Raw genomic sequence first — 26,247 nt, 5'->3', positions numbered from 1 at the left:
ATAAAGTAATAGAAGACTATTAAAGAAAAGTATAGAGGTAAGATGATGCGTTGTAAAAAATGTCATAATGAAGTTGAAAAAGGTAAATTTGTGTGTGAAAGTTGTCGCAAAAAAACACCTTCAAGAAAAAAAGATAGATCAAAAAAACGAGTAGCAAGAAGAACTGAAGGGTCAGAAAATAATGGATCAGAGATGCTTGCAAAAGTTGATGTTAAAGTTTCAAAATCTGAAAATAAGAATGTCAAACTTGAGGATAATCAAAAGCAGATTAAGGTGGTAAAAGATCTAAAAATCCCAAAAACTATCGACAAATTGGTAATAGAACAGAAGCAGAACCAGAAAATTGGTAAAATAAAGCAAGATGAGTCCATTAAAAAAGAAAATAAAAGAAGTCGAGCCCTTTTTAAAGGTATGCTATTATTTTTATCGGGTGTAGTTATTGGAGTAGGTGGAACGATTAGTGTTAGTAATAAGTATACAAAGTCAAAGACTGCTGTGGCAGAAACAACAGAGTCATCCGATATTCCTGAACAAACGGAATCTTTTTTTAAGACGAGCATGGAACAATCGAGCACTTTTAAAAAGGACACACAAGTGACTGAGAAAGAAGAAGTTAAGAAAAAAAAGACACCAGAAAAAAAGAATTCGAATTTTACCAAAGAACTACCTGATAAAATTGTTGAAAAGGTTAAGGGATTAAAAGGGTATTATAGTTATTACTTACACGATCTTTCAGAGCCTAGTGGAGTAAGTGGAAGTAGTAAGAAAATGTTATCGGCAAGTACGATTAAACTTTTTATTTTAGAAAAAGCATTTGCTCAAGTGAAGGCAGATAAGTTAGAGTTAGATGAGCCATATGAATTGCTAGAGGAAGACAAAGTTCCTGGAACAGGTGATATACAGAATGCCAAAGAAGGGACTACATATACAACTGAAGACTTATTGAATTTGATGATTGTAGACAGTGATAATACAGCAACAAATATTATAATCGACCGTTTAGGTGGAATTGAAGAACTATCAGATTATATCTTAGACAGAGGATACGGAGAAACTACCCTTGCTCGAAAAATGGGGGATACGGCAGCGATTAGTGAAGGTAAGGACAATTATACTTCAGTCGATGATGTTGGAAGATTAATGTCGAAATTGGCTAAAAAAGAATTAATCGGTAAAGCAGAGGATGAAAAGATGTTGGAGATATTATCTAATGGAAAAAATCATGATAAACTTGCGAAGCATCTTCCAGATAATTTGACGATATATTGTAAATCGGGTGAATACAGTGATTTTGGTGTCCAAAATGATACCATCTTGGTGGAAGGACCCGAAGGAGATTACATCTTAACAATTATGTCTGAAGGTGGCGATGAATCAGAACAAGTTTCTGTGATGCAAACGATAGGACAAGAGGCCTACCAGTTAATTTCAAAAAAATAATGTGAGAAGTAAAAGAGCCTATGGGGGCTCTTTTTTTTGTTCAATAGGAAGGATATAAAAAAAGTTATATAATACGTCTTGAATTTATATAAGACGTATTATATAATCTGTTTATGCAAATGATACGTCTTATATAAAATAGTACGACTTAATACAATTCATAACTTGGAGGTTATAGTAATTATGACAAAACGTATTTATGATTTTTCAGAGGGTACAGGAGAAATGAGACAACTATTAGGAGGAAAAGGGGCTAACCTAGCTGAGATGTCTCGTTTAGGTTTACCAGTTCCGACTGGATTTACAATAACAACACCGACATGTATGGCTTATTTAGAGAATAATGAAAGCGTTTCGCAATTATGGTCAGAGCTAGATGGTGCGATAGAGCGCTTAGAACAACGAACAGGGAAGCAGTTTGATGATCCTTCAAATTTATTATTAGTTTCTGTTAGAAGTGGCTCGCAATTTTCGATGCCAGGTATGATGGACACAATTTTAAATCTAGGGTTAAGTGATGATACGGTTGAAGGGTTTGCCGAATTAACAGGTGATGCTCATTTTGCGTATGATTGTTACCGTCGTCTGCTTCAAATGTTTGGTGAAGTAGTATACGGTATTCCAAAACTAAAATTCGATGAGGTTATTACAGGTCAAGAATCACACTCTCAAAAAAATGTAACCGATTTTTCTTTGACGGAGTTAAAAACAATCATTACAAGGTTTCATAAACTTTATGAAGAGCATGATTTAGTTTTTCCTCAGACTGCAACTGAGCAGTTAAGAATTGCTGTAACGGCGATTTTTGAATCATGGAATAATAAGCGTGCCGTAACTTATAGAGAGTTACACAATATTGACCATGATCTTGGGACGGCCGTTAATGTGCAGAGTATGGTCTTTGGGAATAGTGGTGAGGAAAGTGGGACAGGTGTTGTCTTTTCACGAAATCCTTCGACAGGTGAAAATAAATTATTCGGTGAATTTTTAATCAATGCGCAAGGGGAAGATGTAGTAGCTGGAATTAGAACACCGCAACCTATTGACTCATTAGCGGAAGTGATGCCAGAGATGTATCATGAATTAAAAAAATTAGTCGAGCAGTTAGAAACTCACTATCACGACATGCAAGATATTGAATTTACAATAGAAGATAATCGTTTGTATTTACTTCAAACACGTAATGGAAAACGTACCAATCAAGCGGCTTTAAAAATTGCAGTTGAAATGGCAGAGGAACGTTTAATCACAAAAGAGGAAGCCTTATTAAAAGTAACACCAGAGATGGTTAACTCGACCTTGCATGATGTCTTTTCAGAAGAAAGCATGGCTAAAGCAACTCTATTTTCTAAAGGGTTAGGAGCTAGTCCAGGTGCAGCAAGCGGTAAAATTTGTTTTAATTCGGAAGCTGCGAAAGAGCTGCACTTAGCGGGTGACCCTGTTATTTTAGTTCGTAATGAAACATCACCAGATGACATTGAAGGGATGATTACTAGCCAAGCCATTGTAACTAACCATGGTGGGATGACCTCTCATGCAGCGGTTGTTGCTAGAGGAATGGGAACCTGTTGTGTGACAGGATGTGGCAATTTAGTTATTGATGAAGAGGCCGGTACGGTTACGGTAGACCGTGTGACATTGGAGGAAGGTGATTGGGTATCGGTTGATGGAACATCAGGTGTGATTTATCTAGGTGTATTAGAAAAAGAAAGCATTACAACCAATCATCATCTGACAACCTTATTGGAGTGGGCAGATACCGTTTCTGATTTAAAAGTTAGAGCCAATGCTGAAACTACTCAAGATTTACAAACGGCTATGGACTTTGGTGCGGTCGGTGTTGGGTTAGCCCGTACGGAGCATATGTTCTTCAAGAAAGAACGACTGCAAGAAATTCGTAAAGTGGTTTTAACAGAAGATGCCACTGAGAAGCAAGAAGCTTTAGAAAAATTACTAGAGTACCAACGTTCAGATTTTGAAAAAATGTATCACATTGTCAGAGAAAAACCGATGGTCATTCGTTTGTTAGACCCACCGCTGCATGAATTTTTACCATCAAGTAAGAAAGAAATTGAAGTCTTAGCAAAAGAAATCGAGTGGGATGTTTCTAAATTAACCAATCGTATTCATAGCTTGGAAGAAACAAATCCAATGTTAGGACACCGTGGTTGTCGTTTGGGTGTAACGTTACCAGAATTATATCAAGTTCAAGTTAAAGCGATTATTTTAAGTGCGATGACCTTGCGCCGTAAAGGGGTACCTGTTGTTCCTGAAATCATGATTCCCTTGGTTGCGGAGAAGGAAGAGTTGTCACAAATTAAAGCGCAATTGATTAAGGTGATAGATGATGTGATGGGACGTGAAAAATGTCCATTCCCTTATGAAATTGGGACAATGATTGAGCTGCCTCGTGCCTGTTTAATTGCAGATGACTTAGCAAAAGAGGCGGACTTCTTTAGTTTTGGAACCAACGATTTGACTCAAATGACGTATGGGTTCTCTAGAGATGATGCAACTAAATTCTTATCAGAGTATCTTGAAAAAGGGATTATTTCCCACGACCCATTCCAAACTATTGATGAACATGGTGTCGGGGAGTTAATTAAATTAGCTGTAGCCAGAGGACGTAGTGTGAAACCAGATATGTTAATCGGCGTCTGTGGTGAATTAGGAGGTGACCCGACATCAATTAAATTCTTCCAATCAATAGGATTGGATTATGTCTCATGTTCGCCATTTAGAGTCCCACTTGCACGTTTAACAGCAGCGCAAGTAGGACTGAGAGCAAAGGCTTAGCCGATTGCCCAAAATGGCTGGCTGTACTATAATTGAGTCAGACTAAAGAGACGGTGGATAATCATGAAACTAACAGAAAGACAGCAAACTATTATAAAGATTGTCAAAGATAACCAACCGATCACAGGAGATAGAATTGCCAAACAATTAGGATTGACCAAGCCTACCTTACGTAGTGATTTATCCGTGCTCACTATGACAGGGATGCTTGATGCCAAACCTAAAGTAGGTTATTACTTAGCTGACAGCCCTGTGGATCCGTTGTTATTTGAAGAAGTCTACCAAAAGACAATAGCGGAAGTGATGACACCTGCTGTATGTATTCCTCAAGCTACAACAGTAGGCGATGCGATTACATCTTTATTTATGTATGATGTGGGGACGTTGTACGTAACGGAAAATGATGAATTAGTAGGTGTTATTTCACGAAAAGATTTACTTAGAACGATGGTAAGTTCAGGTGATCAGACCTTACCTGTGGCGATTGCGATGACCCGTGTCCCGAAAGTAGTAGCGGTGACAGCGGACCAAACGATTCTTGAAACAGCAGATTTACTGATGAGAAGTCAGGTTGATTCCTTACCAGTCGTGGCAGCAGATAATAATTATAAGGTCATAGGTAAAATAACAAAGACGATTATCGTCAAACATTTTGTAGATGAAGGTCATAGATCGAAAGGACTTAGATAACGATGTCAAATGAAATAACAATTTATATCATGTCAGATTCAATCGGTGAAACGATACAAAAAAATATCAATGCGGTGTTAGCTCAATTTTCGAATGTTGAGAAAAAGAATGTTCGTCGTTTTTCTTTTATTAATTCGAAGGAAGAGTTGAGAAGCATCTTGGAAGAAGCGGTAAGTGAGAAAGCAATCGTTGCGACGACTTTTGTAAGTAAGGAATTAAATCACTATGCAGCTGAATTTTCTAAAGAAAATCAGTTAGAGTATGTTGATTTTATGAGCCCGCTATTAGAGATGATTAGCCGCCAAACAGGAGTTGAGCCAGAAGAGAAACCGGGTTCTATTTATCGTATGAATGAGCGCTATTTTAAGCAAGTAGAGGCAGTAGAATTCGCGGTTCGTTACGATGATGGGAAGGAACCTCAAGGCTTCTTAAAATCTGATATTGTTATTCTGGGTATCTCTAGAACATCTAAGACGCCTTTAAGTATGTATCTTGCTAATAAATCGTATAAAGTGTCGAATTTACCTTTAATACCGGAGGTTGCGTTGCCTGATGTGTTACATCAAGTGCCAAGTGAAAAAATCGTTGGGTTGATTGCAGAGCCTGTTTATATCCAAAAAATCCGTCAAAGTAGAGCTGACTCAATGGGGTTAACAGGAAAAAACACATACGTTGACCTTGCTCGAATTACTGAGGAAATTGCGTACGCTAGACGTGTCTATGAACAATTAGGCGCAACCATTATTAATATAGATAATAAAGCAATTGAAGAAACAGCTTCATTAATTGAAGCTCTATTATAAAAAAAGCCAAAGGACAACGGTCCTTTGGCTTTTTTCTATAATAAGGTTAAACGATTGTGACAGGCTGTTAAGGTTTCATCATCCCATAGCGAAACTTGCACCTCGCCAATATGTACTTTTCCAAGAAGTAATAAACAAAGTCTACTTTGACCGATACCGCCTCCGATGGTTAGCGGTAATGTACCGGCAGCGATTTGTTGATGAAAGTCATAGTGCATGCGATCTTCTGCTTGGGCTTGTTTTAATTGGTAGGCAAGAGAAGTCTCGTTAACTCGTATGCCCATACTTGATAGTTCAATCGCACAGTTAAGAGGGGCATGCCAAAAGAGTAAGTCACCGTTTAATGCCCAATCGTCATAATCGGGAGCGCGGTGGTCATGAGCCTGTCCGCTATGTAATTTATCCCCAATTTGACTAATAAAGGTTGTAGGGTGTTCTTTGACAAAGGCATGTTCTCTTTCTTTCGGAGTTAAATTTGGATAAAGGTCCTCTAACTCTTGGCTCGTGATAAAGGCAACTGACGTTTCAATAGTCGTTTGTAAAGTGGGATATTTTGTTCGCAATCGACTTGCGGTTTCTGCTATCGCGTTAACAATGCTTTGGACGACTTCCTGTAAGTAAGCAGTGTTCCGCTGTTCGGCAGTAATCACACGTTCCCAGTCCCACTGGTCAACATAAAGAGAGTGAAGATTGTCGAGCTCTTCATCACGTCGAATGGCATTCATATCAGCATATAAGCCATTGCTTACATGAAAGTCATATTTTTTAAGAGCCATTCGTTTCCATTTAGCGAGAGAATGAACGACTTCCCCTTGGTCTTTTAAAGAAGGAATATCAAAACGGACGGGACGTTCGCTCCCACTTAAATTATCATTAAGCCCAGACTTTTCATTAACGAAAAGGGGTGCAGATACTCGTTTTAATTTTAGGCTACCGCTTAGTGCTTCTTCGAACCATTTTTTGATGAAGCCGATAGCTGTTTGTGTGTCATAGCTATCTAAGATAGGAGAATAGTTGTCAGGAATAATCGTCTTACTAATAATACTCACACTTCTTTCTAATTTAATTTTAATCTATTCTAGCATAAAATAGCTTAAATCGTAACAGATAATGAAAAAACTACTAAATAAAGACCGATATAATAAAGAAACTGTCAAGCATTGCGATACTTACTACAGCTATAAAACGACTCACCAAAGATATTTTTCTACAGAGCGATAGGGATTAATAGTGAGTACCATTTTTTATTTGAAAAATCGAGAAGGTGGATTCTTGCGACTTGGTATCATACCATTTTTAAAATTATTTTTAAGGATTAGATTAGGTGTTATACAGAATAAAGAGTATACTCATGGTAATAAGAGGGAGGTTGTTTTTAGGTTGTCAGTAGTTGTCACAGGATAATATATTGGGTAAGCAACTCCTTTAGTCACGGAATAGGGTAATAAAAATGAAAATAGGTATTTTAAAAGAAACCAAAAATGGAGAGCAACGAGTAGCGTGTACACCGCAATCTGCTTCAGTATTGATTGAAGCGAATCATGACATTTATATTCAAAGTGAAGCTGGATTAGGAAGTGGCTTTACAAATAGAGAGTACGAAAAAGTAGGAGCTGTTATTTGCCAAAATGCTGAGCAAGTCTATAAAGAAAGCATCCTTATTTATAAAGTAAAAGAAATTGAAGAATGTGATTATCCTTATTTAAAAGAGCACCATATTATTTTGAGTTTCTTGCATACGAATAGTAACGAAGAAGAGATGAGGGCGCTTTTAGCAAGTCAGTGCTTGGCAATAGCATATGAAGATATTACAGATGAAGCGGGCGAGTTCCCGGTTTTAAAACCGATGAGCGAGTTGGCGGGGAAAGTTGCTTTTATTGAAGGCCTCTCTCAACTCCAATCAACACAGGGAGGTGTCGGGATTTTACTTAATTCTATTTTAGGCTTGCCAACTCCTCGAGTTGTTGTCATTGGTCCCGGTCATGCCGGTCGAGCGGCGGCTGAATTAGCGGCGGCTTTTGGCAATCATGTCATACTTTTGGGTAGAGGGTTGGCGAATTTAGAAAAAGCGCAACAGCTTCTACCTCAAACAACTGACTTATTATACGCCACCAAAGAAACGGTACGCTGCGCTTGTTCGGAGGCGGATTTGATTATCAATTGTGTCTTGTGGCCTAAAAATAGAGAAGGACATCTGATTGAGGCATCCGATTTAAAGAAACTGAAAACCGGATGTCTTATTGTGGATGTGTCGTGTGATGAAGGTGGTGCAATCGAATCAAGTTATGCGACAACCATTTCTAATCCAACCTATGAGGTAGCAGGTATTCGCCATTATTGTGTAGATAATCTGCCTGCGTTATACGGAAGGACGGCAACACTAGTATTAAGCAATGTAACGTTGCCTTATGTGTTAGAGTTAGCGAGTAAAGGTGGCAGACAAGCACTAATCGATAATCCTCACTTGAGACAAGGCGTGTCAACTTATAAAGGGAAGTTGACGTTAGAAGAAACGGCGAGAAAGTATAATAGGGAGTATTGTTCGGTAGTAGACATATTAAATTAAAAAAGGTAGCAAGTAAGTCTAACTTTACTTGCTACCTTTTATTTAGTTAGTTAATGCTTCAGCAACTTTAATGTAAAGGTCACCAGTTGTTTCACATGATTTAAAGTCGTCGGGATTTAGCTTAGCTTTATCAGTAATGGCTTTAATATCATCTGAAGTAGGTTTCTTTTTAATATTAATGGATTCAATATTAGTCACAACGCCATCATCTGAACTAGGTAAACTAATAATATCTTCGTTCATTAATTTTACAACAGCATCTCGTCCTTCTTGTTTTTTATCAAGCCCAATAACATCCCAATTATGGAGCAATTTACCTTCATACGTTCGGTCAACAACTTCATCAAGGTAACGTGCACAGAGTTGTTGGATGCGCCCGTCGACTTCACCAAAATTTTCTTCGTCAGTCGTACTGTAGATTTCTTTGAAGTCACGACCAACTAGAGGACCTTCTTCTGATTGTAAGAACTTCATACGGTATGCGTTCATCCCAATTTTGATAGGGGTATCGTCTTTAATAGGTGTACCATCTAATTTAGTTAAATTTTTAATTCGTTTTTTAGCAGGTTCACGTAAATCGATATCATATTTTATACCGTGGAAGCGATCATTGGTATTGTATTTACTTGTGCGGCGTTCTTTGTCAAAACTAATCGTAACATCACCATCATCAAGCGTATTATAGTAACCAGCAGCCCACTCCATATAGTCTTTTAAGTCTTTACCCGTTACTTTATAAACAGTGACCTCGCCACCAGCGTAGCGATAATTTTTAGCAATATCTTTTTTTCGGATATCTCCAATATCTAATTTAGGTGAGTCGGTGTCAATTTGGAACGCAACCACATCAGCATTTTGACTGTAATGTTGCATGACTTCACCAAGGAAATTATGGAGTGGAGTTTCTTCGATTTGAACTTGAGGAATGCCTTTAATTTCATTTTCTGGAACAAGGTCTATGCCAACTAGTTTTCCTAATTCAGTATTCGCATCTTTTCGAGCTTTTTCATGAGAGTCAGCTAGCAATTTAGTGATTTTTTTATCCTCTTCATAGTCTGCGACTTTAATAGCGGAACCTTTTTTCTTTTTAGTTTTGAAGCCGTCTTTATCTTTTTCTAGTGTTAAATCAACACGTGAAACATAGCGACCGTACTTATCAGGTTCCACAATTAGAACATCATTGATGAATTCTTCTTCAACTAAGGTATGCATATGACCGGCGAAGATAACATCGAGTTCAGGAATTTGTTTCGCCATATCTGCTACACCAGTATTTTCAACGTTATTTTCATTTTCAATTCCCATATGGACAACCGCAACTAAGATATCTGCCTTTTCTTTAATCTCTTTGATTGTTTTAATGGTTTCCTTCACAGGATCAGTTAGTTTTTTTCCATCAAAAATATCAGTGTCTTCTTTAAATTCAGCAACCATAGGTGTTGTCATTCCGATAAAACCAACTTTCACCCCATCACGTTCAATAATTTTATAAGGTGCAAAGTAGGGGGTACTGTCTTCTAACTGAACATTTCCAGCTAGAACAGCTCCATCAAATTGTTTTGTTATATTGTCTAACACATCAAACCCATAATCAAATTCGTGATTTCCCATTGTCCAAACATCGTATTTTAGAGCTTTTAATGATTCAGTTGCAGGATGTGGGTCATCTTTTTGAAAGAGTTCTGCAGAGTTGTCTTGGATTAAATCTCCTGCATCGACAAGTAGCATGTTAGGATCTTCTTTTCTCACTTCATTTACAATGGTACTAATTTGGGCAAAACTTCCATCCGTATTAGCGACATCAGTGGCATAATCCCAAGGCATGTAGCGGCCATGGATATCAGATGTTCCTAAGATGGTTAATTTTTTTTCAGTAGCCACGGCTTCTTTCTTAGAAGTCTTAGCCTCATTTTTCTTTGTAGAACATCCTGTTAATACTAACGAACAGGTTAATGCGAGTGCTAGTGATACATATCTTTTTTTCATTTTGCTCCCCCTTTAGAATTGATAACAAATCAAATTGTAAGCGTTTTTATAGGTATTTTCAACCTTTATTAGACAATGTTTTTAAAATAGTCTAAAAAGAGAGCGTTTGTTGCAAGAGTTATGATAGATTTTTTTGAAAGCGTTATATTAAAATAGTTGGTTTAGAGGTATAATAAATTAAAGGAGGGATTATTATGCCAGAAATTGTAAGAATACCTGATAATTATCGCTCATCAAGTGTTATGGACAATATTGTATTGCCCTCAGATAAAGCAGCTGAAAGTAAGCAAGTGGCACAAGCTATAATGAGTGCGCAACGTGAAAAAAATAAGAACTTGATAGAGATAGATGATTCAAAAGATAAAAAACGTAAAGGTCGTCGTAAAGAACAGGACCAACATGAAAAAGAATAAAGGAGTGTGATGGCGATGGATATTAGAATAGAAAAAACAATGAAGTCGATATGGCTAGCGGTATTAGTATGGGGAGTAGTTACTTTAGTTCTTCCGTATTTATTCTTTGGTTTTCAAAGAGTGATATTTTTTAATCTTTTACTAGATCCCAATTTGTGGGAATCAGGTATTTTAATAGTATTAGCGAGCTATAATTTGAAAATTTGGAAGTAAAAAAGAAGACTTGCCGTGAGGCGAGTCTTCTTTTTATTTTAGAACGGTATTAAGCTTTGTTAATAAATTTAATAAGTCGTTATAGTCAATATTGGGGGCTTTTTCGCTTACCTGTGCATAGATTTTTTCTGCTATAAGAGGTAATTCTTTTTTTAGTTTTTTTCCTTCATCAGTTAGTTTCAGAACCATAACACGTTCATCTTCTTTAGAACGAACCCGTGTTACCAGTTGTTGCTTTTCTAGTTTTTTTAGAAGTGGACTTAGAGTTCCAGAGTCTAAAAAAAGCTGCTCTCCGAGTGAACGAACGGACATTCCATCTTCAATAGCGAGCATGGCAATAAAACCTGTGTAGGTTAATTGATAAGGATCTAAAAGTGGTTTATATAAGCGAATAATTTCTTTTGATGCAACGTAGAGTTGGAAACAGATACTTTGATCTAGTGCTTTATTTTCTGAAGTCATAAGTACGCTCCTAGCATATGATATAGACTCAGTGTAATTAAAATAAAAATTAATGTCAAATCTAATTGAGCGGAAAAAGCCTTTATCGATTGATTGATTGAGATGTAACACCCATCCAATTTCCTAGATAAGAATGCTGAGCTAAGTCCGAACTTGAAAGCCATTCCTCATCTTGATTAATAATAACCACATCACCAGTGGGGAAATCTGAAAGTATGGTTTGTTTTTCTTCCGTAGCTGATTTTGGCTCCTTCTGTTTAATAGGGGCTAGGGTAGTCGGGTCCACTTCGAAAGGGACTGGTAGTGTTGATGATTTATTCTTATTATGAATAGGTTTATCAGGCAAAAGGATTGCTTCCTGTTCAGTGATTGCAGTTGGAGCACTTATAAGTGATTCTGAAATAGTGGGGATAGGCTCAAAAGTATGAGAGGGTTGAGGTGTATCCGCACTCCCTTCAATTATGACCGTTACTTCATCTTGATCTAGAGTAATTCCATAAGCTTGTTGAGTAAAACTTAATAAAGCTAGACTAGAAACTAAAAGTGTCGTACGTTTCATTCGCTACATCCCCTTTCTAATATCAATTAAAGTATCTCCAAATAGGCGCCAATCGTTTATAGAAGGTGGATCCTTCCAAATAATTTGAGGTGTATTAATTTGATAATTGGCAAAATCTGAAACATATAAATTAGTATCGTCAGTTACTTCGTCATCAAAAATGACTTTAAGAGCATCGAAAGCACTGATTTTATTTTTGATGTGCTTTGAGTAAGTCAGGCTTCTAGAAAAATCAACACAAATATGTAGTGGCAACTGAAAAGCGTTATCGGGAACATGTGTCACAATTAAAAATAACAAGTCATAAAAAAGAGAAAATGATTCTGAAGGTAGTTCATTCTGATTATTTTGAGCAAGAATAAACTCACTAATAAGTTGACTTTCTGTGACGTAAAGTTCAGTGAATTGCTGATTAATGAGATCATTATTAAAGCTGTCTGTATGATAATTAAATAGAGTATGTTTTAAAAATGAAGCAGAAGTTTCTTGAGTTAATTTAGCTTCAGCTAGTTGAAACACTTCCTCGGAGTTACAAGCACTTCTCATGTGTGAGATAAACCCGGATGTTTGAGTTGTCAGCTTAGAAGACATAGTAAAACCTTCCAATGTGCTGGAATCAGTGAATAAAGATTCTGCTACTATAAATTCGATTAAATATAACACTTCCATATGAGTTTCTTGTTCGGATAATGCAGGGAAAAGTTGTTTGAACGTTGAAAATAAGATGGAGTATAAACGATCAGAAGAACAACTAGTTCCTTTTTTAAATGTGAGAGTGTCGGCTGGTTCAATCACAAACCCTTGTTTGATACGTATTAGAGATACTGAAATAAAGTATTCTAATTTTAATTTCATACTGTTTGAGGAAGGTATATCCAGTAGTTTAACTAAAGCGTGTATCAAAAGATGAGCTGATTTTAATATAGATTTATCAAAAGGAGATTCAATTCCTTTAAAGAAAAAAAGCAACAACTCAAATGTTTTTAAGCGAATAGAACGTTCTGATCCAGTAAGTTTTTGATTGTAAATCTTAATAGTGAAAGGGTCTAATTGTTGGTTAAGTTTTTTTGTAAGTTTATAGGCACTGGCTTGGCTTATACCTATTTCTTTAATTTTGAGCGGGAAATTATGATCACCGTTGTAAAAAAACATATAAATTTTAAATAGTGGCGATAATTTTAGGTAATAAAGTTTGAACTTATTAATTAATTCGTTAGTAATACCATAAGCTGTTACGTTTTTATTCGGCAACAATTTGATAGTACCTGAACTAAAACGAGAAAGTTCATCAGAAAGTTCTTCTATGGTATTACTTGTTTTAAAAGTAGACAAGTTTAACAGTTCCTCTAGTTGCCAAAGAGGAATAATAGTATCAATATTATTTTCCAAAAAATCAAGTAACGTTAGTTTATCTTGATTATTTTGAGTGAGTAAATTTAGCATAGTATCATCCTCGAATAGTTTATATAAGTAGTATACTATATTAATAGAGTAGAAAATGTGCATGTTTTTTATTGATTTATAAAAAATTATGTACTTTAGATAAAAAAGTAGAAAATATATTGTAAAAAGGGTGGTTTTAAGATCTATCAAGAGATATTATGTATTATATAGATGGGTTAAATGTTTATTTTTGAACAAACGTCTATAAAGTGATTGTTTATTATTTTAATAACAAAATAAGGAGGAATAGAAATGAGAAAGAAATGGTTTAATATCATGATGGTTGGATTACTCATATTTTCTAACTTAGTTGGGAGTATTTCAATTGTAAAAGCAGCAACTAACCATGATTATATGACAAGTTCTGATTTTCAAAGAGAAGATGGGACGCCAATTGGAGATGGCGAAACTGTTGGAATTTATGAAGATACTCGAGTTGAGTATACGTGGGAGATTCCTAATGGAGATACTATTGAAGAGGGAGATACGATGACGTTTCCCTTTCCAGAAAAATTAAAAGCGACAAGTGGTACAAATTTTGATGTTACAGATTCTGAGGGGAATGTTATTGGTAAAGCAACTGTTGATCCAGCTAGCGGGCAAGTCGTTGTGACTTTTACTGATTATTATCAAAAAAATCCACAAGAGAATCGTAAAGGACGTATTTACTTTACTACAAGATGGAACGGCGTGAATGAAGGTGAAGAAATTGAAATCAACATTGGTGAAGAAGGTTCTACAACTATCAATGTTGGTGGCTCAGGTAGTATTGAAGAAGGAGAGCAATTAGGGAAGTGGGGAAATACTTTAATAGAAGAAGGCCAAACTGATTGGGTTGTTCGAATTAATTATGCTGGAAAAGAAATTAAAAATGCAGTTTATACAGATACTCTAGGTCCCAATCAAGAAATGTTGACTACAGATTTTTATGCTAATTATGGTTACTACGATGAAAATAATAAATTTATTCCTGTAACAGCAGTTGATCCAAATAATATTCATATTTCGGATTCAGGTTTTGTGATTGAGCTGGGGGATTTAAAACAACCAAATGTATCTGTTGAAGTTTATTATAGAGCAAGAATTACAGATGATGGTGCTTCTAAAGAGTATACAAATAAAGGAGAATTAACAGGTACAGATATTGAAGACCAAAATGTTGAAAGTGTTACCCCTGAAGTAAGTGGTGGTGGCACAGGTGAAGGGAATAATCTAGGGAATATTAACATCATAAAAACAGATGAAGCGACAGGTGATGTGTTAGCCGGAGCGGAATTTGAAGTGAGAAACAGTGAAGGTGAAGTAGTTGATACCTTAACAACAGCTGAAAATGGTAAAGCAGGATTGAAGAATTTACCATTAGGCGACTACACAGTAGTAGAAACAAAAGCACCAGATGGTTATGAATTAGATGATACAACTCACCCTGTATCAGTTGTTAAAGGTGAAGGTGGTAATACAGTACAAGTAGACATTACGAATAAGAAATCACCAATCCCACCAGTTGTTCCAGAATTAGAAGTTGGATCACTGGAAATCACAAAAACAGATGAAGCGACAGGCGATGTGTTAGCCGGAGCGGAATTTGAAGTGACAAACAGTGAAGGTGAAGTAGTTGATACCTTAAAAACAGATGAAAATGGTAAAGCAAGCTTGAAGAATTTACCATTAGGCGACTACACAATCGTTGAAACGAAAGCACCAAAAGGGTACGAATTAGATAAAACAGAACATAAAGTAAGTATCGTATCAGGAGAAACAGCAACACCAGTACAAGTTGATATTACGAATAAAAAATCACCAGTTCCACCAGTAAACCCAGAATTAGAAGTTGGGTCACTAGAAATCACAAAAACAGATGAAGCGACAGGCGACGTATTAGCCGGAGCGGAATTTGAAGTGAGAAACAGTGAAGGTGAAGTAGTTGATACCTTAAAAACAGATGAAAATGGTAAAGCAAGCTTAGGTAATTTACCACTGGGCGACTACACAATCCTAGAAACAAAAGCACCAAAAGGGTACGAATTAGATAAAACAGAACATAAAATAAGTATCGTATCAGGAGAAACAGCAACACCAGTACAAGTTGACATTACGAATAAAAAATCACCAGTTCCACCAGTTAATCCAGAATTAGAAGTTGGGTCACTAGAAATCACAAAAACGGATGAAGCGACAGGTGATGTGTTAGCCGGAGCGGAATTTGAAGTGAGAAACAGTGAAGGTGAAGTAGTTGATACCTTAAAAACAGATGAAAATGGTAAAGCAAGCTTAGGTAATTTACCACTGGGCGACTACACAATCCTAGAAACAAAAGCACCAAAAGGGTACGAATTAGATAAAACAGAACATAAAATAAGTATCGTATCAGGAGAAACAGCAACACCAGTACAAGTTGACATTACGAATAAAAAAATACCAGTTCCACCAGTAAACCCAGCAGGTTCATTCAAAGTTATCAAAGTAGATGATAAAACAGGTGAACGATTAGCTGGAGCTGAGTTTGATGTTATTGATAGTGAAGGAAAAGTTGTAGATCATATTGTAACAGATGAAAGTGGTGAAGCTTGGACTAAAAAATTACCTTATGGTGAGTATAGTTTAGTAGAAACAAAAGCTCCTAAAGGGTACCTTTTAGATGGAAAAAGAGTTCCTGTAACTTTAAATAGTGAAACTGGAGATTTGGTAACAGTCACTATCAAAAATACGAGAAAACCTAAGGATCCAAAAGATCCAAAAGATCCAAAAGATCCAAAAGATCCGAAAAAACCAGGTAAACCTAATTATCCAAAAGAGCATGATGTTAAGCCTAAACCAGGTTCTAAGTACCCAATCAAACTTTTACCTCAGACAGGCGAAAAATCAGATGCTATTTTAGGTCTATTAGGTATTGGGGTTACAAGTATTGCAGGAGCGGTGTATATTTTTAATAAGCGTCGCTAATGGAAAAAGGTTGTCTTTTAAAAGACGGCCTTTTTTATGTGTTAAATAAAAGTAGTTATACTTGCTAAACACAATTAGATTGTGTACAATCTAATTTATCAACTAGAAAGAAGGTTAGTGTGATGAAAAAAGTGTATACAACGAAAGTTATCAATACAGGCGGTCGATCTGGTGAAGTTCATTCGGTAGATGGCGGACTAAAATTGACAATTTTGCCACCAGGTAAAAAAGCGGAGGGCGCGACTAATCCTGAGCAACTATTTGCCGCAGGTTATAGTGCCTGTTTCAATAGTGCCTTAGATTATGTAAAACAACATAAAGGTGTTACTCGTGCTTCGACGATTAGCGCAAGTGTTAGCTTATACAATGTTAGCCAATCAGACTTGCCAGATGTTCAATTAGGGATCGAAATAGAAGGGCATATTGAAGGCTTAAATATAACTGAAACTCAAGAGTTATTAGAATTAGCACATCAAACGTGTCCCTATTCAAAAGCAGTAAAAGGAAACTGTGATGTTACGGTTAAAGCCGTTTAAAAATTAAATTATAAAATGGAAGAGGTAATGACAAATGACTAATACAAAAACGAATGATTTTAATGAGATTGTTTTCGGAAGAAAATCAATCCGAGCATATGATGAAACAGTAAAAATCTCACAAGAAGAAATGTTAGAAATGATTGCAGAAGCAACAAAAGCACCATCTTCTGTTAACATGCAACCTTGGCGTTTTGTTGTAGTAGAATCAGAAGAAGCAAAAGCTAAATTACTACCGCTTGTTCGTTTTAATGGCAATCAAAATAACACATCTTCAGCAATGGTTTTAATCTTTGGTGATATGAACTGTCACGAATATGGTGAAGAAATTTATGGTCAAGCTGTTGCTGAAGGAAAAATGCCTTCAGAAGTAAGAGATCAACAGTTAGCAGCGATCTTACCTTATTATCAAAACTTCACGAAACAAGAAATGAATGACGTTGTTAAAATTGATTCAAGTTTAGCAGCAATGCAGTTTATGTTAGTGGCACGTGCTCATGGCTATGATACAAATGCTATTGGTGGCTTTGAAGCAGATCAATTGGCTGAAGCTTTTGATATGGATAAAGAACGTTATGTTCCTGTGATGATTTTATCAGTGGGTAAAGCAGTAGACCAAGGCTATGAGTCAGTTCGATTAGCAGCAGACAAAGTGACAACATTCAAATAGGAAGAAGGCGATAGTATGAAAGTGATTAATGCTACTTTTTTCATTAAAGAAGAGAAACGTGAAGCCTTTTTAGAAAAAGCTCAGACCTTAATTGCCTCGTCACGAGCAGAAGAAGGGTGCCTAGCTTACGATTTATATGAATCAACAACTGAAAAGAATAAATTTGTAATGGTTGAGCAGTGGCGTGATGATGAAGCGGTTGCTTCTCACAATCAAACAGAAGCGTTACAAGATTTATTTAAAGTAATGCCTGACTATGCATCGAAAGAAACACAACTTATTATGACGGATGCCTAAAATAAAAGCCTCTTCCTTAGTTAAAGGAAGAGGCTTTTATTGCGATTAAACATCTTTAAGTTGTGCCACTACTTTTTCTGGAATAGACTGGTTAGTCGCTAAGACACCAGCGACCGTTCCGAAGTGTTTTGGAATTTTTAAATCATTCAAATTAGGAAGGGTTTCTAAGTCGATAGTCTCGACTTTATTTTGACTGATTTTTTCTTTGAAGTCAGGTTCAACGATGGCAACAGAAGCTAAGGCGACTAAATCACCGTAATTTAAAGCATCTAGCGCTTTTTCAGGGCTTGTAATATCGCCTACGACAATTTGTTTTGCTCGGTTAGCAATCGTGTTATGAATAACTTGATTAATTGGTTCACCTAAGTGTGAGCCAGCACGATCCTTCATAGCATAACCATTAGGGCCTCCTAAAGAAATATGGATATAGTCAACACCTAATGCGGCGATTTCATCTATTAGATAAAGTGAGTCATCCAGTGTGTAGCCCATATCTTTGCCATGAACTTCTTCTGGGCTAATGCGGTAGCCTAAAATAAAAGGTGTCGTTGCTTCTTCAGCAATTACTTTTTTGATAGCTTTAACAATCTCTAGTGCAAATTTTGCACGTTTTTCTAAAGTTCCGCCCCATTCATCTGTACGAGTGTTAGAAAGTGTTGAGAAAAATTGTTGAATAAGATAGTGATTGGCACCGTGGATTTCCACACCGTCAAAACCTGCCTTAATGGCACGAGAAGTGGCGTCGGCGAATGATTGGATCATCGCAGTAATTTGCTCATTAGACAAAGCGGTTGTTGGATAATCTAAAAAAGAGAATTGAGCATCACTTGGCCCGTAAGCTAAGCCTTTATCTTGGTAACTGTAAACCGCTTGGCGGCCAGGATGAAATACTTGTAAAACAGCTTTGGCACCGTCCTGTTTCATTGTAGTGGCAAGTTGCGTTAAGCCAGGTAGATAGCTGTCATCAAGACTTGCTAATCCATGACCAAAAGCATTACCAAAATCAGCAACAGCTGTCGCGCCTGTGATTAATAGGGAAGCTGTTTTAGAGCGGCGATTAAAATAAGCTAAGTCATCTTCGCCAACATACCCTTCATAAGAAGAGCCTTCTGCAACCATTGGAGCCATTACAAATTTCGAGTCTAATGTAGTACCGTTATTGAATTGTAGTTCGGATAATAATGATTGAAACATCGTCATAGAAAAATCCCCCTTTTATTTAGTACAGATGTTATTGTACAATGAACAAACTAGAGAAGTAAGTAGGTACTTTTTTGTACGGTAGGTACTAATAAGTACCTATAAAAATTCAACATATATAAGGAGGTTATACCCATGAAGAAAACCTATACGATTGCAGTAGAAGCAACCTTAGATATTATTGGAGGGAAGTGGAAGCCAGTTATTATTTGTCATTTACGACAAGGCACGCTCAGAACAAGTGAGTTACGACGACGAATTCCAAAAATCACGCAAAAAATGTTAACGCAGCAACTGCGTGAATTGGAAAGTGATAACATCGTTTCAAGGAAAGTCTATAATCAAATCCCCCCAAAGGTTGAGTATGCTTTGACAGAACAAGGCCAGTCTTTGGGGAAATTAATGAGCTGTATGTCGGAATGGGGCAAGAAAGCAATTAACGAACGGATAGCAGCAGGTGAAGAAATTGAGCTGCTAGATGAAAAGTTTTAAATTACTTGAGTGGAAACATCTTGTAACCACAGATGATATTTTCTTTCCGAATAAAAGGTAGATGTGCTTGCATGACATAACTTGGGAAAATAGAAGTTTCAACTGTTCCATTATGGACATGTTCAACTAACCGTGCGATATCAGGTTCCGTATAAGGTGGAAGTGGGACCGTGATAGGAGGCATTAAGAATTGGAAATCATTAAAGTCAATAAAGATAGGATTGAACTCATCCACATTGTATTCCAGTTCTAAGATGCAGGCCCCTTTCTTTGTAATAGCATTCCAAAAACCACCTACAGCCGGTTCTTTTTCAACCATCAACTGTTGGAATGACTCAATATCAGGTATTTCAAATAAATTAGAATCATTACTCTGAGCGAAGGCAAAAACTAATCCAGGTAAATTAGTAGAGTTATGTGCATTGAATGACTCTAAAAATAAACTGTATAAATCCATTAATTCAGGGAGTTCTTGAAGATAGGTACTTTTCTTAAAATCAGCAATATAACTATCTTCTTTCATAATAATATCAAGTACTTCTTTAGGTTGGACTGTCCAAAATTTCATATAGTTCCTCCATTTATAAGGTGCGTTTTTCTCAATTATACCACGAGCCAATCATGATAGTTTACGAGCTTACGATAATTAGAAAAGAGTCAGACCTTAGTCTGAACTTTAGGCTAGTTTCTTGTATTCGGCTAGCGAGATGGTATGATAAAGGTATAGGATAGGTTGGTTTAAGACTATCGAATCTGGCTAAGGATGTGATACGATGAGATTTATCGGAAATATTTTATGGTTGCTATTTGGAGGTTTTACAGGAGCAATCGGTTGGTTTTTAGCAGGTGTACTTTGGTGCATCAGTATTATTGGAATTCCGGTAGGGTTACAGTGCTTTAAATTTGCACAACTCAGCTTATGGCCATTTGGGAAAGAAATCATCACAAGTACATCTGGTGGTTCTTTGATTTTGAATATTATTTGGATAATTATTTCAGGCTTACCTTTGGCGATTGCTCACTTTATTAGTGGTGTATTACTAACTATTACAATTATTGGGATACCGTTTGCTAAACAATCGTTTAAATTAGCCCGTCTAGCGTTAATGCCTTTCGGAGCAAAAGTTGTCAATTCAAGATACTACTATTAAAAAAGAGACTTTTCGAAGTCTTTTTTTTATTACAAAAATAACGTTATTGATATATTATCTTAACTTTACATCTCGTTTAATTAACGGTACCATTTAAAAGTGATTAAAAGATAAGGTGTGAAGGGGAATAGAAAGTTGAAGAATAAAAAAATAACATACCTACTCTCGACTATAGCAGCCCTTGTGATTGGTATTGGTGGAAGCGTCTATGTTATCAGACAAGAAAGACTACAAAAAAAGGTCGAGCAATCGGAACTCAAACAAATAGAACAAGAGTTACAACACTTTGAACAAGAACCATCAGATATGAAAAAATGGAAAGATTTAAAGAAATTAATTAAAGAAGAACTACGATATAAAAATCGACATCAGGTTGATTGGAGAGTAGTTGAAGCGTTTGAAAAATCTATTGCTAAAGAAAAGGACTATTTTAATAGTAGAAAACTTCTTATTGAAAAATGATGTAGAGTGACAGAAAAGGTCTAACTTATAGCCATGAGTTAGGCTTTTTTAGTTATAATTAGAAATTAAGTTTACAAATATTGATATAAAAGATACTATAAATAGACAGAATAAGAGTAAAGGGTGTGGCTTAAATGTTTGATTATCAAGAGTATTTAGAAAAAGGAAATGCTTTATCTTTTGAAGAGGCATTGGAGATGTACAATAAAATTCACGGTTCAGCGGACAGTGAAGACGAAGATTTTAATTTTCTATGGTCATCTGTGATTGAAGCGGCAAGTGATTATGTCAAAAAACGTAATGACTGGTTAACGTATACAATAGAACAAAAGCAACAAATGGATGCCTCACGTACGGCACAGCATAATGCATTTATGGCAACCTTACAACCTTTAGCACGTTATATGACAATGAAAGAATGGGATGCAACTTGGTATGATACGTTAATTAACGTGGATCATGAGCGTCAAAAACAAGGTGATTTCGCTGGTTATCTTTTATGTATCGGATGTATAAAAGCGAGATAGGGTTTAATCTAAACTTACTAACGAATGGAGAGCGTTAAATGGAATATAAGGTTGGAAGATTACTTGGGAATAAACCTAAAGAGGGCGTCCTAACAGCTATAACGGCTAAACTAAAAGATGGTGATATTATCAAGTTGACATCTGATATTATGGATAGTGTTTCACTTCGTGCGGCAGTGACAATTGACGGTCAAGGTCATACTATTCATATTGAAGAGGGCTCAGCAGGTCTTAATCTTCATCATCATTGTACAATTAAAAATTGTCATTTTTTGGGAGAAACGAAGACGAACGCAATTATCTCAAGAAAACCGGGGCTTGTACTAACCCTTGAAAATTGTACGTTTTCACATAAAGAAGAGGGGGATTATTCACCATCACTCTATACAGCCCAACCCCTGAAGCAGTTAGTTACAAATGAGGTTGTTATGGATTATGGTCAAATAAATGCAAGTAGCGTTATTGGGACATCTTTTAAACTAGGTAATCCTCAACATAAAAACTATTCTTACATTAACACTAAAGCTCAAGATGATAGTCTGATTGCATCAGAGCTTCACTTAGATAAATTAGAAGTTGTGAAGACAAATATTCGAGGATATGGTCATATTGGTGAGCTTCAGTCATTAGAATCTTCAGTTCGTCCGCAAGGCAACACGCTAACACTTGATAAATATGCCTTGTCACTAGCATTAGATAGTGAGTATCAGTTGAAACAAGAGGTCTTAACAGGGTTAATCGTTTTAGGAAGTCTTACGATAAATCAGGTTGTCACGCCAGAATTTTCAGAGCAAGAGCAAAAACGTATGCTGGAACAAGTCAAAGTCTTTAAGGTCAATACAGATAATCCAAATGACAAGGTATTAATTGGTGGGACATGGTCAGCTGGTGCAAAATGGTTAAACCAGATTTGGTCGGGAGAAGTTAAGTTCTTAAATTATACTGATGTGAATACTTGGTGGATTGCAAAGGATAGCATTTCGTACGCTTGGGAAAATTCTAGTGTTAAATTTAGAGAAGATTTTGAACGTCAACCAGTCGAACCAGTTGTTCAGGTAGAAGAAAAGCCCGTTAATCAATCGGCAGAGGACAAGTTGGAAGAGATGATAGGGCTAGAAGATGTTAAGAAGAAAGTGAAAACTTATGTCTACACAAATATTGCCAATAAAAAAAGAAAAGAAATGGGGCAACCTGTAACTGCGAACAGCCTTCATTTAATATTTGGTGGCAGTCCAGGTACCGGGAAAACAGTTGTCGCAAGATTATTAGCAGATATATTGTATGAGCATGGTATTAGTCAAACAAATAAGATGGTAGAAGTAACTGTTAAAGATATGATTGGTCAATATTTAGGTCAAACCTCACCGAAAACGCACGAGTTGATTGAATCAGCTAGAGGTGGTGTATTATTTATTGACGAAGCGTATGAATTAATTCCTGAAAATCAAAATGATACATATAAAAAAGAAGCCATTACCACATTGATAGCGGATATGGAAAATTACCGTTCAGATCTCATTGTGATTATGGCAGGTTATACAGCAGAGATGCAAACCTTAATGCAAAGTAATCCAGGGTTGGCGAGTCGCTTTATTAATAAGATTGAGTTCCCTGATTATACAGCAGAAGAATTGATTGCTATTGCTGAATTGGAACTGAAAAAACAAGGCCAACTTTTAGAAGAAGATGCTAAACAGGTCTTAGAGAGTTTTATCATTCAAGAAAAACAAGCGGGACGCGTTGATGGTAATGGTCGTTGGGTTAGAAATATTTTACAATTTATCGGTCAAGCGAGAGATATGAGAATCGTAATGGATGGATCTATTGAACAGGATGATAGAGCAGTTAGCATCATTAAAGAGTGTGATGTTTTAGAAGGCAGTCAAGCAAACTAAAGTTCAGGAGGATACAAGAGTGAAAGATAGATATTTCATAGTAAAAGAACGAGATAGTGGTGGTGGACTTTTAGGGTTTGCTCTTATAATAGCGTTTGTGATTGCATTATTAATTATTGCCATTCCTTTAGCGATTCTTTGGTATGTTGTTTTCACCAAACATTTTTTTGGTAAGTATTATAATGCTATAGCTAATTCATTAAGTAGCGTAAAAAAATGGAGCATTATGGTTTGGGCAGTTTTAGTTTATATTGCAGCATTTATGAGTCAAAGTAGTGCAACCATTTGGGAAGTTGAAATGCAACCCTTTTTACCAATTGGGACACTTGTAATTATCGCAGTCATTGGGTTAGATTATTTCTATCTTAAAAATAAAGGCTTGAACCCGTGGTCAGGAACTGAAAAAGTCAGAAGTAAATCAGTAGCGAAAGCGTTAGGTTTAGCTGAACTGTTATTTCTAGGTGCCTTTGTGATAAGTGGGATTGTGATGCAAGTGATTGTGGTTCCTCTGATTATTTCAGTTGGAGTAGGACTTATTAGTTACTTTATTATTGAAAACTTTTTATAAAATCTGCGTTAGAGGTGCTTAGATGATGAACAAGGAAACAGAAGAATCAAGACAATTACTGACAACCAACAGTCCAACCTTAACTGTGGAGTCGCTGGAAGCCTATCAATCGCTAATGATTTATTACCAGTCAGCAATTGATGAGGTAGAAACAAAGTTAAAAATTATTGATAGAGAATTAAATAATAATGAAATCATTGGCCGTACGAATACCATTCATACTATTCAGTGTCGTGTAAAATCATTTAAGAGTTTGGTTGCTAAACTAGAGAAACGTGATGTGGCATTTACAGCAGAGAATGCCTCGAAAGAATTAACTGATATTGCAGGAATCCGTGTGATTTGTGCGTACGTGGATGATATTTATATGGTGCTAAAATCACTTAGCCAACAAGCTGACGTGGCGATTATCGAAGTGAAAGATTACATTAAAGATCCGAAACCAAGTGGCTATCGTAGTGTTCATGTAATCTTAGAAGTGCCTGTATTTTTCTTGAAAGAAACTAAATACATCAAAGTGGAAGTTCAATTTAGAACGATTGCCATGGATTATTGGGCAAGTTTGGAGCATGGTTTAAGATACAAACATGACGTACCTGATACAACTTTAACCAAACGACTAGAAGCAACGGCAACCCGCATCTCAGAATTAGAAGAAGAGATGCTTTCAATCCGAAAAGGAATTGAAGGCGAATAATTATAAATTTAGACAACAAAAAGAGCAACCTGTCAATCAGACAGGCTGCTCTTTTTTGTTAGGTTGCTTTAAAATAAAGGGTGACATAGTGTTGGTAGTTTAATATGTCTTCTGAAGGTAGACTAAATTTGTACAAACTATAAAACTCAGTAGCTGAAGAATCTGCGAGTGATTCAGTTATTAAATTCTCAATAGTAGCGTGTAGTTCTAATAGATGACCTAATGTATGAGGGAAGGTAGTAGTTTTTTCTTTAAATGAAATACCATCGCCTGTAATGGAAAGTACATCATCGGTTAAGGGCATAATACTCCATTGGTTTAATTTTAGTGGGTCAATATTTTTAAAGGGGCTTTTTGATATTAAAAAGAGAGCGTTGACATTTGTGGAAACGCTTGTATAATATTAGTTGGATAGTGATTGTTTAATTACAAGCTAGACCTAGAGTTTAACCGAAGCACCCTTGTGTAAAAATTAGGGTATTAAGGGGGGCTCTAGGTCTTTTTTATTGGAGGAGAGTGTGTCATGCGTATTAAGCAGGTGTTAAATAATAATGTAGCACTCATAGAAAATCAATCAGGTGAAGAGGTAATTGTATGGGGGAAAGGACTGGCCTTTAAAAAATCTCCTGGTGATTTAATAGAGAAGGGCATTATAGAGAAAGTATTTCCTGCATCAGAAGCTAATATATTTTTTAAGTTACAAGAGACAATGTCTGAAATTCCAGAGAAGTACTTTGAAACAATTAATGTGTTGTTTGAAACAGAATCAGATGAAATAAGATTGAATGGTAGTTTATTTTTATCTTTGAGTGATCATATCTATTCTGCTGTACAACGATACGAATCGGGTATGGAAATTAGAAATCCATTACTCTTTGAAATAAAAAAAATATATCCTAACGAGTTTGAAATAGGATTAAAAGCTTTAAGTTTGATTAAGGCTAATTTGGGTGTTAGTTTTTCAGAGGATGAGGCAGCATTCATAGCCATGCATATTATTAATGTAGGTGTAGGTTCAAAAGTAAGTGATGAAAGTGGTATATCTGCGTATAAAGTAACTTCATTAGTCCAAGAAATGCTAAAGCTTATTCGACATTTTTTTAAAACGGTTATTGATGAGAAATCAGATTATTATTCACGCTTTTTAACGCACCTTAATTTCTTTTCTCAACGTATTATAAAAAATAGACCTCATGAAAATGAAGTCGACAAAGAACTATATGAAATTGTAAAAAAGAAATATCCAAATGCTTTTGACTGTGTTGAAATGTTAAGTACGTTTATAGAGACAGAATACAACTATTATATTTCAGAAGATGAGGCGTTATACTTAACCGTGCATATTCAACGAATGATCTATGGTCGGTCTTAGACCTGTCATAAGTTGTGTATATAAAATTAAATTAATAAGGAGGACAATCACGTAACTGGATAGTGA

26 protein-coding genes are annotated in these 26,247 nt (G+C 36.1%); 18 read left to right on the top strand and 8 right to left on the bottom strand.

The genetic code is table 11. The features are described from left to right. Window positions 1-45 precede the first annotated feature (45 nt). The 4 genes from CBF31_RS07405 (at window position 46) to CBF31_RS07390 (ending at window position 5,729) form a co-directional block, all read left to right on the top strand. A complete protein-coding gene (locus tag CBF31_RS07405; protein ID WP_170167906.1) occupies window positions 46-1,440 on the top strand; it encodes a serine hydrolase in 1,395 nt (464 codons plus the stop codon). 183 nt (window positions 1,441-1,623) lie between these two features. Further along, the gene (ppdK, locus tag CBF31_RS07400; protein ID WP_126831744.1) at window positions 1,624-4,236 is read left to right on the top strand and encodes a pyruvate, phosphate dikinase; all 2,613 of its coding nucleotides are present in this window, start codon (window positions 1,624-1,626) and stop codon (window positions 4,234-4,236) included. A 63-nt stretch (window positions 4,237-4,299) separates the two neighbouring features. Continuing rightward, entirely contained in the window at window positions 4,300-4,926 is a 627-nt protein-coding gene (locus CBF31_RS07395) for a CBS domain-containing protein (protein WP_126831743.1), read from the top strand. Then, window positions 4,923-5,729 (top strand): pyruvate, water dikinase regulatory protein, encoded by an 807-nt coding sequence (locus CBF31_RS07390; protein WP_245977945.1) that lies wholly within the window; start codon window positions 4,923-4,925, stop codon window positions 5,727-5,729. The genes CBF31_RS07395 and CBF31_RS07390 overlap by 4 nt, the downstream gene beginning before the upstream one ends. A gap of 35 nt (window positions 5,730-5,764) precedes the next feature. Here the strand turns inward: CBF31_RS07390 and asnA are convergent, their stop codons facing one another. Next, complete coding sequence (asnA, locus tag CBF31_RS07385) at window positions 5,765-6,769, bottom strand: aspartate--ammonia ligase (protein WP_126831936.1); 1,005 nt, start codon at window positions 6,767-6,769, stop codon at window positions 5,765-5,767. 410 nt (window positions 6,770-7,179) lie between these two features. On the opposite strand from asnA, the gene CBF31_RS07380 reads away from it, so the two are divergent. Continuing rightward, complete coding sequence (locus CBF31_RS07380; protein WP_126831741.1) at window positions 7,180-8,295, top strand: alanine dehydrogenase; 1,116 nt, start codon at window positions 7,180-7,182, stop codon at window positions 8,293-8,295. A 42-nt stretch (window positions 8,296-8,337) separates the two neighbouring features. On the opposite strand, the gene CBF31_RS07375 is transcribed toward CBF31_RS07380, so the two are convergent. Next, complete coding sequence (locus CBF31_RS07375) at window positions 8,338-10,281, bottom strand: bifunctional metallophosphatase/5'-nucleotidase (RefSeq protein WP_126831740.1); 1,944 nt, start codon at window positions 10,279-10,281, stop codon at window positions 8,338-8,340. Window positions 10,282-10,475: 194 nt separating this feature from the next. Between CBF31_RS07375 and CBF31_RS07370 the strand changes: the two genes are divergently transcribed. Further along, window positions 10,476-10,694, top strand: a complete 219-nt coding sequence (locus CBF31_RS07370; RefSeq protein ID WP_126831739.1) for a hypothetical protein — start codon at window positions 10,476-10,478, stop codon at window positions 10,692-10,694. A gap of 246 nt (window positions 10,695-10,940) precedes the next feature. On the opposite strand, the gene CBF31_RS07365 is transcribed toward CBF31_RS07370, so the two are convergent. The 3 genes from CBF31_RS07365 to CBF31_RS07355 all read right to left on the bottom strand — a co-directional run bounded on the left by CBF31_RS07365 (window position 10,941) and on the right by CBF31_RS07355 (window position 13,371). Next, window positions 10,941-11,369, bottom strand: coding sequence for a MarR family winged helix-turn-helix transcriptional regulator (locus CBF31_RS07365; protein ID WP_126831738.1), 429 nt, complete (start codon window positions 11,367-11,369; stop codon window positions 10,941-10,943). 82 nt (window positions 11,370-11,451) lie between these two features. Next, complete coding sequence (locus CBF31_RS07360; RefSeq protein ID WP_126831737.1) at window positions 11,452-11,928, bottom strand: hypothetical protein; 477 nt, start codon at window positions 11,926-11,928, stop codon at window positions 11,452-11,454. 3 nt (window positions 11,929-11,931) lie between these two features. Beyond that, entirely contained in the window at window positions 11,932-13,371 is a 1,440-nt protein-coding gene (locus CBF31_RS07355) for a helix-turn-helix domain-containing protein (protein WP_170167905.1), read from the bottom strand. A gap of 252 nt (window positions 13,372-13,623) precedes the next feature. On the opposite strand from CBF31_RS07355, the gene CBF31_RS07350 reads away from it, so the two are divergent. The 4 genes from CBF31_RS07350 (at window position 13,624) to CBF31_RS07335 (ending at window position 17,817) form a co-directional block, all read left to right on the top strand. Next, window positions 13,624-16,314: a SpaA isopeptide-forming pilin-related protein gene (locus CBF31_RS07350; protein WP_126831935.1), complete on the top strand. Its 2,691-nt coding sequence runs from the start codon at window positions 13,624-13,626 to the stop codon at window positions 16,312-16,314. 122 nt (window positions 16,315-16,436) lie between these two features. Then, window positions 16,437-16,850: an Ohr family peroxiredoxin gene (locus tag CBF31_RS07345; protein WP_126831735.1), complete on the top strand. Its 414-nt coding sequence runs from the start codon at window positions 16,437-16,439 to the stop codon at window positions 16,848-16,850. 34 nt (window positions 16,851-16,884) lie between these two features. After that, window positions 16,885-17,520, top strand: a complete 636-nt coding sequence (locus tag CBF31_RS07340) for a nitroreductase family protein (protein WP_126831734.1) — start codon at window positions 16,885-16,887, stop codon at window positions 17,518-17,520. Between the two features lie 15 nt (window positions 17,521-17,535). Further along, window positions 17,536-17,817: a putative quinol monooxygenase gene (locus CBF31_RS07335; RefSeq protein WP_126831733.1), complete on the top strand. Its 282-nt coding sequence runs from the start codon at window positions 17,536-17,538 to the stop codon at window positions 17,815-17,817. 45 nt (window positions 17,818-17,862) lie between these two features. On the opposite strand, the gene CBF31_RS07330 is transcribed toward CBF31_RS07335, so the two are convergent. Further along, window positions 17,863-19,017 carry an NADH-dependent flavin oxidoreductase gene (locus tag CBF31_RS07330; protein WP_126831732.1) on the bottom strand — a complete coding sequence of 385 codons (1,155 nt, stop codon included), beginning with the start codon at window positions 19,015-19,017 and terminating at the stop codon, window positions 17,863-17,865. A gap of 135 nt (window positions 19,018-19,152) precedes the next feature. Between CBF31_RS07330 and CBF31_RS07325 the strand changes: the two genes are divergently transcribed. Next, a complete protein-coding gene (locus tag CBF31_RS07325) occupies window positions 19,153-19,509 on the top strand; it encodes a winged helix-turn-helix transcriptional regulator (protein WP_126831731.1) in 357 nt (118 codons plus the stop codon). Window position 19,510: 1 nt separating this feature from the next. On the opposite strand, the gene CBF31_RS07320 is transcribed toward CBF31_RS07325, so the two are convergent. Continuing rightward, entirely contained in the window at window positions 19,511-20,077 is a 567-nt protein-coding gene (locus tag CBF31_RS07320) for a hypothetical protein (protein WP_126831730.1), read from the bottom strand. A gap of 205 nt (window positions 20,078-20,282) precedes the next feature. On the opposite strand from CBF31_RS07320, the gene CBF31_RS07315 reads away from it, so the two are divergent. The 6 genes from CBF31_RS07315 to CBF31_RS07290 all read left to right on the top strand — a co-directional run bounded on the left by CBF31_RS07315 (window position 20,283) and on the right by CBF31_RS07290 (window position 24,809). Further along, the gene (locus tag CBF31_RS07315; protein ID WP_126831729.1) at window positions 20,283-20,660 is read left to right on the top strand and encodes a YccF domain-containing protein; all 378 of its coding nucleotides are present in this window, start codon (window positions 20,283-20,285) and stop codon (window positions 20,658-20,660) included. Window positions 20,661-20,795: 135 nt separating this feature from the next. Beyond that, complete coding sequence (locus tag CBF31_RS07310; protein WP_126831728.1) at window positions 20,796-21,122, top strand: hypothetical protein; 327 nt, start codon at window positions 20,796-20,798, stop codon at window positions 21,120-21,122. A gap of 134 nt (window positions 21,123-21,256) precedes the next feature. Continuing rightward, window positions 21,257-21,649, top strand: a complete 393-nt coding sequence (locus tag CBF31_RS07305; protein WP_126831727.1) for a hypothetical protein — start codon at window positions 21,257-21,259, stop codon at window positions 21,647-21,649. A 38-nt stretch (window positions 21,650-21,687) separates the two neighbouring features. Further along, a complete protein-coding gene (locus tag CBF31_RS07300; protein ID WP_126831726.1) occupies window positions 21,688-23,544 on the top strand; it encodes an AAA family ATPase in 1,857 nt (618 codons plus the stop codon). A 19-nt stretch (window positions 23,545-23,563) separates the two neighbouring features. Then, complete coding sequence (locus CBF31_RS07295) at window positions 23,564-24,112, top strand: hypothetical protein (protein ID WP_126831725.1); 549 nt, start codon at window positions 23,564-23,566, stop codon at window positions 24,110-24,112. A gap of 22 nt (window positions 24,113-24,134) precedes the next feature. Next, entirely contained in the window at window positions 24,135-24,809 is a 675-nt protein-coding gene (locus CBF31_RS07290; RefSeq protein ID WP_126831724.1) for a GTP pyrophosphokinase, read from the top strand. Window positions 24,810-24,867: 58 nt separating this feature from the next. Here the strand turns inward: CBF31_RS07290 and CBF31_RS07285 are convergent, their stop codons facing one another. After that, complete coding sequence (locus CBF31_RS07285) at window positions 24,868-25,113, bottom strand: hypothetical protein (protein WP_126831723.1); 246 nt, start codon at window positions 25,111-25,113, stop codon at window positions 24,868-24,870. A 219-nt stretch (window positions 25,114-25,332) separates the two neighbouring features. On the opposite strand from CBF31_RS07285, the gene licT reads away from it, so the two are divergent. Continuing rightward, window positions 25,333-26,181 (top strand): BglG family transcription antiterminator LicT, encoded by an 849-nt coding sequence (licT, locus tag CBF31_RS07280; RefSeq protein ID WP_126831722.1) that lies wholly within the window; start codon window positions 25,333-25,335, stop codon window positions 26,179-26,181. Window positions 26,182-26,247 lie beyond the last annotated feature (66 nt).

Source organism: Vagococcus fessus (assembly GCF_003987565.1).
In the GTDB taxonomy this organism is placed as follows: Bacteria; Bacillota; Bacilli; order Lactobacillales; family Vagococcaceae; genus Vagococcus_D; species Vagococcus_D fessus.
The sequence above is the reverse complement of the archived record's forward strand: the minus strand, read 5'-3'. Positions and strand labels throughout refer to the sequence as shown.

Bases quoted from the DNA above. Each gene is read 5' to 3' on its own strand.
- CBF31_RS07405 (WP_170167906.1), top strand. From the start codon at position 46: ATGCGTTGTAAAAAATGTCATAATGAAGTTGAAAAAGGTAAATTTGTG.
- ppdK (WP_126831744.1), top strand. From the start codon at position 1,624: ATGACAAAACGTATTTATGATTTTTCAGAGGGTACAGGAGAAATGAGA.
- CBF31_RS07395 (WP_126831743.1), top strand. From the start codon at position 4,300: ATGAAACTAACAGAAAGACAGCAAACTATTATAAAGATTGTCAAAGAT.
- CBF31_RS07380 (WP_126831741.1), top strand. From the start codon at position 7,180: ATGAAAATAGGTATTTTAAAAGAAACCAAAAATGGAGAGCAACGAGTA.
- CBF31_RS07375 (WP_126831740.1), bottom strand. From the start codon at position 10,281: ATGAAAAAAAGATATGTATCACTAGCACTCGCATTAACCTGTTCGTTA.
- CBF31_RS07370 (WP_126831739.1), top strand. From the start codon at position 10,476: ATGCCAGAAATTGTAAGAATACCTGATAATTATCGCTCATCAAGTGTT.
- CBF31_RS07365 (WP_126831738.1), bottom strand. From the start codon at position 11,369: ATGACTTCAGAAAATAAAGCACTAGATCAAAGTATCTGTTTCCAACTC.
- CBF31_RS07360 (WP_126831737.1), bottom strand. From the start codon at position 11,928: ATGAAACGTACGACACTTTTAGTTTCTAGTCTAGCTTTATTAAGTTTT.
- CBF31_RS07355 (WP_170167905.1), bottom strand. From the start codon at position 13,371: ATGCTAAATTTACTCACTCAAAATAATCAAGATAAACTAACGTTACTT.
- CBF31_RS07350 (WP_126831935.1), top strand. From the start codon at position 13,624: ATGAGAAAGAAATGGTTTAATATCATGATGGTTGGATTACTCATATTT.
- CBF31_RS07345 (WP_126831735.1), top strand. From the start codon at position 16,437: ATGAAAAAAGTGTATACAACGAAAGTTATCAATACAGGCGGTCGATCT.
- CBF31_RS07340 (WP_126831734.1), top strand. From the start codon at position 16,885: ATGACTAATACAAAAACGAATGATTTTAATGAGATTGTTTTCGGAAGA.
- CBF31_RS07335 (WP_126831733.1), top strand. From the start codon at position 17,536: ATGAAAGTGATTAATGCTACTTTTTTCATTAAAGAAGAGAAACGTGAA.
- CBF31_RS07330 (WP_126831732.1), bottom strand. From the start codon at position 19,017: ATGACGATGTTTCAATCATTATTATCCGAACTACAATTCAATAACGGT.
- CBF31_RS07325 (WP_126831731.1), top strand. From the start codon at position 19,153: ATGAAGAAAACCTATACGATTGCAGTAGAAGCAACCTTAGATATTATT.
- CBF31_RS07320 (WP_126831730.1), bottom strand. From the start codon at position 20,077: ATGAAATTTTGGACAGTCCAACCTAAAGAAGTACTTGATATTATTATG.
- CBF31_RS07315 (WP_126831729.1), top strand. From the start codon at position 20,283: ATGAGATTTATCGGAAATATTTTATGGTTGCTATTTGGAGGTTTTACA.
- CBF31_RS07305 (WP_126831727.1), top strand. From the start codon at position 21,257: ATGTTTGATTATCAAGAGTATTTAGAAAAAGGAAATGCTTTATCTTTT.
- CBF31_RS07300 (WP_126831726.1), top strand. From the start codon at position 21,688: ATGGAATATAAGGTTGGAAGATTACTTGGGAATAAACCTAAAGAGGGC.
- CBF31_RS07290 (WP_126831724.1), top strand. From the start codon at position 24,135: ATGATGAACAAGGAAACAGAAGAATCAAGACAATTACTGACAACCAAC.
- CBF31_RS07285 (WP_126831723.1), bottom strand. From the start codon at position 25,113: ATGCCCTTAACCGATGATGTACTTTCCATTACAGGCGATGGTATTTCA.
- licT (WP_126831722.1), top strand. From the start codon at position 25,333: ATGCGTATTAAGCAGGTGTTAAATAATAATGTAGCACTCATAGAAAAT.